General features: G+C 67.3%; 10 protein-coding genes and 1 pseudogene. 4 read left to right on the top strand and 7 right to left on the bottom strand.

From position 1 onward, the window contains the following. The first annotated feature begins 504 nt into the window (after positions 1 to 504). Positions 505 to 5,250, top strand: coding sequence for a P-loop NTPase fold protein (locus tag KCH87_RS33075; RefSeq protein WP_210590802.1), 4,746 nt, complete (start codon positions 505 to 507; stop codon positions 5,248 to 5,250). Between the two features lie 138 nt (positions 5,251 to 5,388). On the opposite strand, the gene KCH87_RS33070 is transcribed toward KCH87_RS33075, so the two are convergent. From KCH87_RS33070 to KCH87_RS33035, 7 genes and pseudogenes are all read right to left on the bottom strand, one after another. Next, positions 5,389 to 6,003 (bottom strand): hypothetical protein, encoded by a 615-nt coding sequence (locus KCH87_RS33070; RefSeq protein ID WP_210590800.1) that lies wholly within the window; start codon positions 6,001 to 6,003, stop codon positions 5,389 to 5,391. A gap of 87 nt (positions 6,004 to 6,090) precedes the next feature. Beyond that, a complete protein-coding gene (locus KCH87_RS33065; protein WP_210590798.1) occupies positions 6,091 to 6,753 on the bottom strand; it encodes a hypothetical protein in 663 nt (220 codons plus the stop codon). Next, positions 6,750 to 7,328 (bottom strand): hypothetical protein, encoded by a 579-nt coding sequence (locus KCH87_RS33060; RefSeq protein WP_210590795.1) that lies wholly within the window; start codon positions 7,326 to 7,328, stop codon positions 6,750 to 6,752. Before KCH87_RS33060 ends, KCH87_RS33065 begins: the two co-directional genes overlap by 4 nt. Before the next feature lie 137 nt (positions 7,329 to 7,465). Then, positions 7,466 to 8,137 (bottom strand): hypothetical protein, encoded by a 672-nt coding sequence (locus KCH87_RS33055; protein ID WP_308298978.1) that lies wholly within the window; start codon positions 8,135 to 8,137, stop codon positions 7,466 to 7,468. Between the two features lie 59 nt (positions 8,138 to 8,196). Then, a complete protein-coding gene (locus KCH87_RS49525; RefSeq protein WP_247197181.1) occupies positions 8,197 to 8,925 on the bottom strand; it encodes an ATP-binding protein in 729 nt (242 codons plus the stop codon). A gap of 196 nt (positions 8,926 to 9,121) precedes the next feature. Beyond that, a pseudogene (locus KCH87_RS33040) lies at positions 9,122 to 9,556 on the bottom strand (TauD/TfdA family dioxygenase); the annotation flags it as partial. Further along, positions 9,541 to 9,864: a hypothetical protein gene (locus KCH87_RS33035; protein ID WP_210590791.1), complete on the bottom strand. Its 324-nt coding sequence runs from the start codon at positions 9,862 to 9,864 to the stop codon at positions 9,541 to 9,543. The gene KCH87_RS33035 and the pseudogene KCH87_RS33040, both read right to left, overlap by 16 nt. A gap of 168 nt (positions 9,865 to 10,032) precedes the next feature. Between KCH87_RS33035 and KCH87_RS33030 the strand changes: the two genes are divergently transcribed. From KCH87_RS33030 to KCH87_RS33020, 3 genes are all read left to right on the top strand, one after another. Then, entirely contained in the window at positions 10,033 to 10,452 is a 420-nt protein-coding gene (locus tag KCH87_RS33030; protein WP_210590788.1) for an NUDIX domain-containing protein, read from the top strand. A gap of 6 nt (positions 10,453 to 10,458) precedes the next feature. After that, positions 10,459 to 11,622 carry a helix-turn-helix domain-containing protein gene (locus tag KCH87_RS33025; RefSeq protein ID WP_210590786.1) on the top strand — a complete coding sequence of 388 codons (1,164 nt, stop codon included), beginning with the start codon at positions 10,459 to 10,461 and terminating at the stop codon, positions 11,620 to 11,622. Between the two features lie 192 nt (positions 11,623 to 11,814). Continuing rightward, positions 11,815 to 12,522, top strand: a complete 708-nt coding sequence (locus KCH87_RS33020; RefSeq protein ID WP_247197179.1) for a helix-turn-helix transcriptional regulator — start codon at positions 11,815 to 11,817, stop codon at positions 12,520 to 12,522. Positions 12,523 to 12,677 lie beyond the last annotated feature (155 nt).

Raw genomic sequence — 12,677 nt, 5'->3', positions numbered from 1 at the left:
TTGCTCATCCCGGCCCAAATCTGGGCACGGCCACCTCCGTCAGCTCGTCGTCAGTCCACCCCGCAGACGACCTCGCCGACGTAGTCCTACAGAGCGATCAAGTCGCGTATCCCAATTGGCGGTCGAGTCGTCGCGGGGCTCCGGGCGGCCATGTTCTCTGAGCCATCCGATCGTCTCCTCCATGACAGCCATACCCGGAGCCCCTGGGCCCACCGGTCTTACGAATGACCAGTGGAAACCCATGCTTGAAAGGTAGGACTCCATGATCTTGGAAGCCGTGCCTGTCACGTTCCGAGAATACCGCTGAGCTGGCGGTTTGCCACGAACTGGGCGTCACGTGACTATGCCAAGCCCTGGCCCGGCACCTTGCCGATGTGCTGTTGGACGGCGGCTGTCGTCCCGGCGCTGACGACGAGCATTGCCGACTCCGGTGCGGAGGCACAGCGGACCTGCGACGCTGAAGGTTTGTGACGCCGCGTAGACGGCAGGGCAGGGGGCATGTCCATGGAGCAACGGATGCCACGGCGGGCCATTCTCATCGCCGGCTCACATTTCGGTGGTTCCGGCGAAGAGAACTCCGGCAGTTATCCGCCGTTGCCGTTCGCTCCGAAGCGTGCGGCGGAACTCGCCGACAGGCTCAGCGAATTCGATTTCGACTGTTCGCTATTGGCCGATAGAACGTCCCGCGAGATGGATACAACGGTCCGGAAGGCGATTCGTGATGCCGAGCCCGAAGACGTTCTAGTTGTGCACGTGATCAGCCACAGCGCCTTGGATCGCTCAGGCCGCCTGCTAGTCATAGGTGCCGAGGGGGACGAAGCAGGAGCGGCCACAGTCGAGGACTGGATCGCGGAGGCGGCCGACAGGGCCGCAGGCCCGCAGGTCCTGTTCCTCTTGGATGTCAGCCACGCGGGAAGCGTCACGCGGCGCTCGACGCAGTTCCTGAGAACAACCAGCGAAGCGGACATTGAGCACGTCTGGATCATAGGCGCGTCCGATGCTGACGAAATGGCGTTCGACGGATTGTTCACACAAGCGACGGCCCGGACCCTGAGATCCATTTCCACAGACGCCCATAATGTGGACCCGAGCGTCAGATACGTACCCCTGACACTTGTCGCCCGAGAGATCCAGCACCAACTTGGAACCCAGCAGAAAGATCTGCCTCAAACGCTGGTCACCAGCCTGATCAACCCCCTGAACCAGCCGGAATTCCCCTTCTTCCCCAACCCTCGATACCAGCCGTCGGCCTCACCGATCCCGGCAATGGAGGATGCCGGCCGGACCTGGTGCCTCTCCGTGTACGACACGCACGGAGTACCGAGTGTCGCCCTGGGCGGCGACGACTCACTGCGCGTCTTCGACCTGCAAACCGGGCTTCCGCGAGCCACGGTCCGCACGGACAGCGTCTTCGCCGTAGCGCCGGTACCGGGCAGTGACTCGCTGGTGTGTGCGGGAAAGAGCAACGCGGTAGAGGTCCGGTCAAGCGTCGATCTCTCGGTCGAGAGAGTCTTGTGGAGACATGCCGCGCAGGTCAACGACCTGGCCGTCGGTTCCGTGGAGGGACGCTGGATGGTGTGCTCCGCCTCCGATGACGGCTCGATCCGGGGAGGGGACACCGAGGGCGTCATCCAGATCGACATCCCGACGGCACACCAGGGTTTCGCCAATGCGGTCGCCGTCGCCGGTCCACTGGTCATCTCGGCGGGTGCCGATGGAGACGTGGCGGCGTGGGACTACGCCACCGGTGAGCAGAAGTGGCGTCAGTCCATGCATACCGGCCCCGTCCATAAGCTGGCCGTGGCAGCTGTCGGCGGTCGCGAGGTGGTCGTCAGCGCCGGCGAGGACGGGACCCTACGTGTCTGGGCCACGGCCGACGGGACTCTCTTCCGAACTCTCTCGGCCCGGCCGACGCCGATCCGAGCCCTGTCCGTACTGCTGGGACGCCCGCTCGTGGCCGTCGGTGGTCCCGGGGGAACCATGGACATCTGGGACGTGGGGGCGGGCACGAAGCTACTGGAGGTGACCAGCAGCGGCCCGGACGTCTGCTCGCTGGCCTTCGCGGAGATGAACGGCCAGAACCTCCTGCTCATCGGGGACACCCAGGGCTTGCGTCCCTGGCCTCTGGGGGACTTCAACTCCGCTCCACAGGCGGCGACTCAGACCCAGACCCCGACAGCTCCCCATACGGACGCACCCGCCGCGTTCCACGCGGGATACGCCGCCGATGTCGCCGAAGGCGAGGACCGCCTGGGCATATCCCGGGAGGTGGACACGCTCTGCCAATTGATCATGGCCCGCGAAGTGAGACCGCCGATGTCGATCGGGCTCTTCGGCGACTGGGGTACCGGGAAATCATTCTTCATGGCCCAGATGCGGCAACGCATCAAGGAGTTGGCGCGCAGATCGAAGCAGGCCGAGCTGGAACAGGTCGGCTCGGGCCTGTGTAGCGGAGTGTGCGAGGTCGAGTTCAACGCCTGGCACTATCTCGACGCCAATCTGTGGGCCAGCGTGGCTTCCGCCATCTTCGACCGGCTCGCCCTCACCGACACCGATACGCGTGCGACCCTGCGGGACCTGCCTTCCGCCCGGGTACTGGGCCAGGAACTCAAGGACAAGAAGAGGAGTCTTGAGGCGCAGCTCGGCAAGACGACTGAGGACCTCGCCCGGAACGAACCGGTGGACCTCCGTAGCCTCCTTACCGTCGACAGCCTCAAGCAGGTGCAGGACGTGGTTGCGCCGTCTGTGCTCGAACAGGCCGACAAGGCACTGACCGATGCGGGAATCTCGGCTACCCAGGTCGGCAAGGTGAAGCTTCAGGCGATGGAATCCGCCGACAGCCTGCAGAGGCTGTGGCTGCTACTCAGCAGAGGCAACTGGCCTGTCCGCCTGGCACTCGGGGCCGCCATTGCCGTGTTCGTACTGCTCGGGCCCGCGCTGATCTACATGTTGCGGAACGTCCTGGGCACGAGTATCGCCGCGATCTCGTCCATGCTCGGCACCGCCATCCTGGCGACCGCGATCGCCACCCCCTATCTGCGCCGACTGAAGCAGGCGCTCAAGGTGGCCGAGGACGCGGTGAACGAAGTCGACCGGCAACGCCGCATACCGATGCAAGCCCGCCAGGAGGCCCTGCAGCGCCGTATCGCCCGGATCGAGGAGCAGACCGCAGCGATCGACGCCAGCATCCGGGACCTGGAACAGGAGAGCAGCATCCGTGCCTACGCGCTCAAACGCCTCGACGATGACGACTACCGGCGGCACGAAGGCCTGATGGCCCTGCTCCGACGTGACCTGCAAGAACTCAGTCGCCGGCTCACCGCACAGAACACCTCGCCCCTCTCCGCCACCACCGACCTCGAACGCATCGTGCTCTACATCGACGACCTCGACAGATGCCCGCCCCCTCGCGTGGTCGAGGTTCTCCAGGCGATCCAACTGCTGCTCGCTTTCCCCCTTTTCGTCGTGGTGGTCGGCGTGGACGCGCAATGGCTGCTGCGGTCGGTACACGCTCACTACCGTGACGTTCTGGGTTCCGACAGCGTGCCCACAGCTGTGGAGGACACCCAGCACTGGGCCTCCACGCCCCAGAACTACCTGGAAAAGATCTTCCAGATCCCGCTGTGCCTGCCACCCATGTCCTCAGCGGGATACACGCGTCTGGTTGGTGCCGACCTGCACGAGCCCCTGCCCTCCGTCCCCGAGGAGGCGGCCGCCGTCGCCACTGAGCAGCAGCCCGTGACCACTCGGCAGACGGCACCCCAACCCTCACAGCCGCCGCCGACGGCACGCCCCTCCGCGACGGTCGCCGCTCCCGGAACGCCCCGAGTCGTCGCCCGCGAGCTGCACCGGTATCAGGACACCGGTCCCGTCGCAGCCCTCGGCCTCACCGACGACCGTCCCCTGATCGTGTCCGTCGACTCCGCGGCCGTCCTCACCCACCGGAACCTTCGCGCGAACGGCGTTCCTCACCTGACACAGAAGATCACCGGTGGCGAACTCATGACCGTCACGTTCACACCTGAGGGGAATGTGCTGCTCACCGGCGAGTTCGAAGACGCCGTGGCACTGGTGGCGGACGAGCGCGGCACCATCCTCAGCAGAGTCAGCGCACCGGATCCGCCCCTCCCCACCACCCCTTCCGTGCTGTTCTCCGAGGACGGCTCCGAAGTGGCGCTGACCTGGCACGAGGCTGGCGGAACGCCCGCGGGCCATGTTCAAGACAGGGTCATGGGAGAGGTCGTCGAACTGGACATCACTGCACCGCAGGCGGGTGCGTTGCTGGCCTGGACCGGCTCATGGCGACTGCTCGCGGACGCCGACGGTGTACGGCTGAGCCGAACCGCCGGTGGCTCCTTCGAGGTGTCCCCCGACCCCGGCCGGATCGAGCGGACCGTCATGGATCCGCTGGGCCGGCGACTGGCACTCATCGGTACCGAGACACTCCTGGGACTGTGGGACACGGCCGGGACGCCCGGGCCCATCACACCTTCACAGGTACTGCCACCGGTGCTGGCCACCGCCCGGATCGCGCTGAGTGCGGACGGCCTGATCGCCGTCGCCGAGGACACCCGGGTCCGAGTGTGGGAGGTCACCTCCGGCACGCTCCGCGCACAGCTGGAGGCGACTTCGGCCGTGACGGCGCTGGCCTTCTCGCCCAGCGGCCGTCGGCTCGCCACGGGCGCGCAGGACGGCACCGTGCAGGTCTGGGCGATCGAGAATCCGGACCCCGAGGCCGCGCTGAAGCTCGAAGCACTTCGGCTGACGCGTGCCGAGCACGACATGATCATGTCTGTCGGTCCGCTCATCGCCACTCCGCGGACGGCGAGAAGGCTGGTGAACACCTACCGTCTCCTGCGCACCTGTCTCAACGAAACCGACATCGAGCGTGTCCGTTCGGGCGACCACAAACCGCTGATCCTCCTGCTCGCGGTCCTCATCGGCTATCCGGCTCAGGGCGCGGTGGTCCTGGAAACCTTGCTCGATGCCGGGACCGGGGCACTGCCGGGAGACTTCACGGCTCTGCTCCGGAGGGTGCACACGCGCGAACAGCCCGCGCGACAGGAGCAGCCGTCCGAGCACTCTCAGTACATCTGGAGCCGCCTGGCATCGGTCACCGAGCGAGTCGTCGCGGAGACTGGCGCTTCGGACGCCGCGTCCGAATATCAACACTGGGCTACTTACGTCGCCCGCTTCTCTTTCCGTACGGGGCACCTCCAGCCGAGAGCCGACGGCGGGGAGCGCAGCTAGTCCTGCATCACGTCCGCGACATCACTTTCGCCGAGGACGCCTTGCGGACCGACAACGCGCCCCGCGCGATGGCCACCTGGCGCAACCTCGGCTCTGACTGCCGAACTCCGGCCCCTGCTGGCGACGGGCACGGAGATGTCAGCCATCCAGGAGATGCTGAGCGCGCGTGGAATCGGCGTGATGGACTCCATCATCGTCACCCGCGAACTGCTGGGCGCTGGACCAGAGGCTCTTGGACTGGCAAAGACGCTGGTCCTGACCAGCCCAACACGGCATACCGAGCGAGAGCAGCACCAGGTGTTGGTCGAAGAACTTGTCGTCGCCATCGACCAGGTCGACACCCAGACCTAATCGTCGTCCCGAGGCGATCGCCGCCTGTTGCGCCACAGCATTCCGCAGGTTCCGATAGCCCGGGTTACCAATAGCAGCTTGCGGGCCTGGTCGGCGCGGACGACCTGCCGCAGGAGGGCGGTGGTGATCGCGTCCCAGAGCCACGGATTGGCCAAGCGCTGCGTGGTGCCCAGCTGATGCAGACCGTCCCGGAGCGACGCGGGAGCGGCGGCGGGTACGGGCGGGGTCTGTGGTGACGAACGCGGGCTTCACGTCCTCCGTGCCGTGCACGCACGTCATATGCAGGCCCTGCCGGTCGAAGGACAGGGTCCAGATCCCGGAGGGGGTACGAACGGCGCGTGCATGCTGCTCGTCGTCACCGGTCTGCCATGCCGGGTGGTCAGTCGTCAGTACGACGGTCATCGGATGCTCCTCACGAAGTGCGGTTGTGCGCCGTAGCCTCTCGCGTCACGAAACCTGCGCGCGCGGGGCTCACGGAATGCCGGACCATCAGTTGATGAAGCGCTGCTGCATCAGGTAAGTGCGCATCTGCGTGTACTCCTCGACCGTCGCGGGCCGGGACTCGACGGCCCAGGCGCCGGGCCCGGCCGGAGCCGGCCAGGTCTCCTTGGGCGGCATCAGCTCTTTCGCCGCGTGGGAGTCCTGCTTGCGGCGGGGGCCACGCACGAACAGGGTGACGGTGCCCGGCTCCATCACCGCCTGGTGCACCATCGTGTGGTCCAGCGTGTACGCGCTGCCGGGCCGTTTCACGGTGACGATGGCGGGTTCGAGGTCGGCCCCGGTAAACGGGCCGTCCCAGCCGTCGGTGCGGCGGCGAACGACATGCAGGTAGCCCCCGGCGAGGATGCGGGTGGCGAACGCATAGCAATGGTCGTGCGGAACAAGCTGGTTGTCGGGCCGCGGGTTCATATTGAGGCGGATTTCGAAGCCGCGGTCGGGCGCCTGATAGAGCGACAGCCGATCGAGCAGGAGCGTGACGCGGCTGGCTGCCAGCCGTTCAGGGTCGTGCAGGACTTCTCTGACCAGCAGGGTCAACAGGTCCCGGTCGCCGGCGAGCTGGTCAAGGAGCGCGCGGGTGATGCGGTGCACTTCACGCAGATCCGGGATATCCAGCGACGGCACCCGGTCCAGCCAGGTGGCTGCAGTCCTCACCGTCGATCCCCTGCCGGAGCGCCATGGGCGAGGCCTTCGAGGACCCATCGGGCGCGCTGGACGGCGGCCGCGTACGCGTCGCCGGTCAGCGACGTGCCCACCCGCGGTGAGGTACTCGCGGCGGCGAGGACCTGCACGCCGCCCGGGCTGCTCTGGGTCGCGCACTGCGTGCCCGGGTGCACGGCGAACACCTGCTCGGGGCCGAAGCTACGCGCGTACTGCGGGCGGCCGGCCAGCGAGTCGGCGACTTCCTGATACATCTCCAGCGCGACGGAGCCCGCAACCGTCAAAACGACAGAGGTGGCAAGTACGGGCCACGGCACCATGGCGGAACGGGAACCCAGGCGCAGGTAGACCGGACGGCCGTCGGGCGCCGGAAGCGGGAGGTGGACGTAGCCGTGAGCGAGGAACGCGTCCGCGGGCCGATGCGTGCCCGCGCTGGGGACGCTGAGAATCCGCGCGGCGAGGGGCCCAAGCCATCCCGTGGCACTGGATACCGGGACCTCGGGAATCTCGCCCGGGTCGCTCCCCTGATCGAGTAGCCGGTCGACGAAGCCGGGAAGTAGATCGTGCACGGGTTGCCCCCTTGAGTGAGTCGGATCGGTGACGGGTCCCGGTGCCGGGCCGCCCGGGGAGGGGAAGACGGCCCGGCACCGGGAGGTGCATCCCGTCCCTCCCTGGAGCTCGTCCGCGTCGAGGGAGGGACGAGTGCCTATGTGGCTCTCGCGGGGAGCTCCTGCATCAGCTCGTCCATGCCGACAACGCGGAAGGAACTCAGCCGGCGGATGAGCTGCGAGGCGAGCAGGGTGGCAATGTCCGGGTGTCCGAAGGGCAGGGCGTCGTCCGGCTGGGCGGCGACGTGCACCACTTGGTTCGCGTTGAGGCCATAGAGGGTGCCGAGGACCCCGTACAAGGGTGCACTCTTCGCAAGGAAGACCATCGGGTTCTTCTCCAGGTGCGGGCAGAGCGCGGCAGCGGCGCGGGCATGCTTCGGGCATACCGGAGGCTGGTTCGTACGGAGCGTGGCCCATGAGGGGTCCTCGTCCTTTGGCCCGGCAAGGAAGATGAAACCCAGGGGGGTTCGTGCCGGCTGCGTACAGACCTGGCAGCGCAGGGCCTGCATCGTCAGCATCTGCCGGTAGGGGTGCATGAGCTTCCACTGCGGCTCGCCCGTCGGCATCTTGTGCTCGTCCACCGGGTTGAACCCGCACCGCGCCCACAGCACGCCCCGCAGCGGCCGGTCCCTGCCCTGGGCATCCTCATCCGCGTAGTAGAGCCTGGGGCCGCAGGCGTGGCGGACGATGATGAGATTGTCCGGCGCGGCGTCCTCCCCCTCCCGCTGGGTGATGTAGGGGATCAGACGCGGTTCGGTCGCTGGGCGCACGGAACGGTTCATCTCTCTCGGCGGTATGAACGGGCTAGCGGGGAGCGGGCGACAGCGCGTCACGAGGCGTCATCTCCCATCAGGTCCAGGAGCGCGAGGACGGCCAGGGCCAACCGGCGGAGGTGGCCGTGTGCAGCCTCGGGGTGGGGGTGCTCGGCGCTCAGGTAGATCAGGTGGCGCATCTCATCGACCGGGTACGGCTGCACAAGGCGCGGCACGATCTCCACGAGCGTCGTGGTCGCCGTCCGAAAGCGCCCCGCCATCACGGCGGTTTCATGCGGAGCCGGGTGGGCGCGCTCGCCGAGCACGGCCTCCAAGTCGTCGTAGAGCTGCTCGTCGATCGCCTCGCTGGCGAGGGAGCGGCGAAGGCCGTAGAGGACCGCACCCACCGTCTCGTGATCGTTGGAGGCTCGCGGGCTCAGCAACCGCACGGCGACGTCAGCCGTCACTGCGACCATCACGGTCCCCCTTCGGGGATCGCGAGGGAGCACCATGTCATGGTGCCAGTCGGGGCTCACGCCCCACTCCTTCGCGATGGCTGCGACGAGTAGCAGGCCGCGGCCGCTCTCGTCGGCCATGCCGGCGGAACGCAGCCGGGCCGGAGTTGGGGAGCCGTCGGTGACTTCGATGCGCAGTTCATAGACGGAGCGCCGCACCCGCACTCCAACCGGTGTTCCCCTACCGTGCTTGATGGCGTTGGTGACCAACTCGGAGACGACGAGCGTGGCATCGTCGGCCAGCGTCGTCAGGTCCCAGTGGCGCAGCTGGGCCCTGGTGATCCGTCTCATCTGCCCAGTGCGGTTGTCAGCCGGCAGGAAGTCGACCTCGAAGCCGCTCTCCACTGGCCGGTCCCCAGCTGACCAGGCAACGGCGACAGACGTGGGGGACGTCATCGCTCCTGTGGCGAGCGTCATGCTTCGCTCCGTCATCAGCCGCCTCAGAAAGCGAGGGGGTACGGACGCAGGTGAGGGCGGGAACGAACCCTCACGGCATGGGAAGCAGGGGCTGGCCAAGAGCGCGCCAGAAGAGCCGATCGCCGGTGAAGGCACGTCGCGCGTTCAGCCAGCGTTCGTTGTCCAGCAGGTACCCCTGCCCGGGAGCCAGGGCGAGACCCACCTGATGACGTGACGCTGCGGCCCGCAGCTGCGGAAGGTAGGGCGCAACGATCGGATTCCAGCGCGCCAGTCCGTCGAACCACAGACGAACGGACACCCGCAGACCGTTGTGGACGGTGAACACCTGCGTGGCATGACCGTCTCCAGCGCCGAAGAACGCGGTGCGGGCTTGTGTCAGCGCAACCCCGGCCTCCCGCTGACCCGTGAAGAGGTCGGCGTGCACGGCCTGCCCGTCGGTGAGCAGGCATTCCCCGCCGGTCACGGCAGCCTGCCCGCACACAAGGAGCATCAGACGGGGCGGATTGGGTGTGCCGGAGCGTTCCGTGTGCGGGTCAAGCGGACCGTTGCCGAACCCGGCAGGCCCGACCGATGCGCGTCGCGCCGCGTGTCCCGGATGGTGGTGAGGCCGTCCTGGTCACTGTCGCGATGCGACACCACATTCATGATCCGGGTGGCAAAAGCGAGCACAGCAGGACGCGAGGCGAGACCATCGACAGTGACCAGGCCCGTATCCCGCAGCCTTCCTGCGATCTCCTCCTCCGCCCCCGGCACGGTGACATCGATACGATTGCGCACGAAGACGTCGGCGTACGGCTGATGAACTCGGCGCATCACGGAACTCCTTCGCGGCGATGGATTGGTCTCACTGTTCGGCGCCGACGCCTCGGGGGTAAAGCGACAGACTGTCGACTCGGGCAATTCGCCCACGCCCGACTCGCAGCACGGGCCGCGTGCTACGTTCCGACCACCCCCGGCCGCACGTGGAATCCGAGGAGAGCGATGGCGCACACGCCCCCCACCTGGCCCGTCTCCGTCAAGGGCGTAGCCGTGGACAGCCGCCGACGCGTCCTGCTGCTGAAGAACGAACGCGAGGAGTGGGAACTGCCCGGAGGCCGACTCGAACCCACCGACGGCACACCGGAGTTGGCAGTGGAAAGGGAGATCGAGGAGGAGACCGGCTGGGCGGTCAAGGCCGGTCCCCTCCTGGACGTGTGGATCTACCAGCCCCTGCCCGTGACCATGCCGGACCGCCGCGTCGTGATCGTCACCTACGGCTGCCTCGTCCTCACCCCGGACGTGCCCCCCGTGGTAAGTCACGAACACAAGCAGGTCGGCATGTTCACCGCCGACGAAGTGCCAGGACTGACAATGCCGGACGGATACAAGCAGTCCATCGCCACCTGGTACGCACGGATGTGACCGACCATGGACAACGCGATGGTGGCACGGCGCGCGCAACACGCCCTGTGGCACTGGGCCACCCCGCAGGCCGAGGCCATCCTGGCCACCCGCGACGTCGGGGCCATCCTGCGCTTCCACCGCGCTGTACACGGCATAAACCAAACCGAACTCGGCCAGCTCCTCGGCTACGACAAGACATACATCTCGCTCCTCGAACTCGGCAAACGCAGCCTCGAGGACATCGGCTCCCGCCGGCACATCGCCCAGACCCTGCGTCTGCCTCCGCACATTGTCGGCGTCACCGATCCCGCCGACACCGACCACCGCGCCATGCTCCAGTTCGGCGAGTCCACCGTCCGCCTCGCCGAGATCGCCCGACAGTCCGGGCACGCCTCCGAAGCCGTCGCCGAGCTGTGGCCCCTGATCGCCCGGCTCGAAGCACGCATGGACGACGGGCACACAGAACGGGACGCCCTGCACCTGTTGGCCCGAGCCCGTGTCGGCCTCGGCGTCGCCCTCGGCAACGTCCTGCCCGAGGAACGACTGAGCACCGCCGCCCGCTGGACCGCGAAGAGCATCGACATCGCCCGCTACTTCGACAACCCGGCCTTCACCTCTTACGTGCTGCGCATGCACGGCAACGAACTCCGCAAGGCCCGCATCCACGGCGCCGCCGTCGACCGCCTGCAACACGCCGCGGCCCTCGCACCCGACCCAGCAGCGAAAGCAGCCGTACTCCCGCTCCTCGCTCGCGCGGCCGGCACCCTCCACAACCAGCCCCTGTTCGACGAGGCAATGCGCGAGACGAACCGGCTCCTCGACGAGACCGAACACACGTCGCTGTTCAACCCCTACGCCCTGCACGAGATCCGACTGCGCGGGCTGATGACCACCGGCAGGACCGGCGTAGCTATACAACTGATCGAGCAGGGCAGCCCTGTGCCGACGACCACCGTCGCACCCCAGTGGCGGGTGATCGAGCTCATCACGGTGGCCCAAGTACGGCTGACCGCCGACGACTGCAGCAGCGCCGCGCAGTCCCTGCACACCGCGGTCGACGAAGCTAGTCGCCAGCGACTTCCCCACCAGTTGCAACGCATCGTGCGCGCGGCGCACCCCCGGCTGCCGGAGATCAGGGAGACCGCAGGCCACGCCCTGGACCGGATTCGGCAAGAGATGGCCGCGTAACTTGATCTCGTCCCGGAGCAGCACCGGCTGGTTTCGGTCGTCCGGCTTAAGGAACGTTGTCATGGGCTCATCGCACCGCGCTACGAAGCCGTCTACCAGGGGAATCCAGAGGGGGAAAAATCTTTCAAGGGGGGAAACTCGTAGGGGAATTGGGGCCATGATTGGATTCCGCCCACGACAGAGGTCACACTCATGCCAGATCCGTTCGCTGAACTGTTACTTCGGCTCCGGAATGACGCAGGCCGGACGCAAGAGCAGCAGGCAGACGCGATCAACGCTGTCTCCGGCCGGGCAACTCTGACGCGCCGGGAGATCAGCCGCTATGAGAAGTTCGAGAACGTCCCTACGAACCACACACTCGCCCACATCGCAGCGGCCTCCGGCGTCCCCTTCGAAGAACTACTGCGGGAGGCCAACGCCGCCCGCGCCCGACGGAGGAGGGGGAACGTCCGTGAAGAGGAGGACCAGGACGACGTGAAGCGCCGCAAGTTGCTGGGCAGCGCCGCCATCGGCGTAAGCGCGGCTGCCGAGCCCTGGGGGCGGCTCGCCTTCGCTCTGAGCAAGGGGTCCCGCATCGACACGCCCGCTGCGATCGCGCTCGTCAACCGAGCTGCTGACCTGCACGTCCAGGAACTCAATCTCAGTGCCCGGCGCCTGCAAGGCACGGTTGAGTCGCACCTTGACCCGATGACCGCAGCCCTGCCTCACGCCGGCGCGCACGAGCGGGCTCTCACCATCGCAGCCGGCGAAACCGCTGCCCTTGCCGGATGGGTGGCCTGGGACCTGGGCGAGTACGACAAGGCTGGTGCCGAGTACGACGTCACGACTGAGTGCGCAAGGGCTCTCCCAAGCACACGAGCCGCACGGCGTCGATTCGGTATGTGGACGGTGGGCTCGTGAAATACCCTCCCGGCGACTTCGGTTGAGGGATTTCGACGAGTCCGAACCGTGGCGCGGGTTCGCTCGATAAACGGCATGGAGCACTACTCGGGCGACTATGCATCCGCGACAACGGGCGGCCAGGTCGTCTATGAAGCCGGTTGGCGCGCCCGTGC

Origin of the sequence: Streptomyces sp. GESEQ-35, assembly GCF_017948485.1 — a bacterium.
Taxonomy (GTDB): Bacteria; Actinomycetota; Actinomycetes; order Streptomycetales; family Streptomycetaceae; genus Streptomyces.
This window is presented reverse-complemented; position numbering and strand designations above follow the sequence as displayed.

Coding starts and splice junctions, on each gene's coding strand:
- KCH87_RS33075 (WP_210590802.1), top strand. CDS start 505: ATGGAGCAACGGATGCCACGGCGGGCCATTCTCATCGCCGGCTCACAT.
- KCH87_RS33020 (WP_247197179.1), top strand. CDS start 11,815: ATGCCAGATCCGTTCGCTGAACTGTTACTTCGGCTCCGGAATGACGCA.
- KCH87_RS33070 (WP_210590800.1), bottom strand. CDS start 6,003: ATGACCGTCGTACTGACGACTGACCACCCGGCATGGCAGACCGGTGAC.
- KCH87_RS49525 (WP_247197181.1), bottom strand. CDS start 8,925: ATGAGACGGATCACCAGGGCCCAGCTGCGCCACTGGGACCTGACGACG.
- KCH87_RS33025 (WP_210590786.1), top strand. CDS start 10,459: ATGGACAACGCGATGGTGGCACGGCGCGCGCAACACGCCCTGTGGCAC.
- KCH87_RS33035 (WP_210590791.1), bottom strand. CDS start 9,864: ATGCGCCGAGTTCATCAGCCGTACGCCGACGTCTTCGTGCGCAATCGT.
- KCH87_RS33030 (WP_210590788.1), top strand. CDS start 10,033: ATGGCGCACACGCCCCCCACCTGGCCCGTCTCCGTCAAGGGCGTAGCC.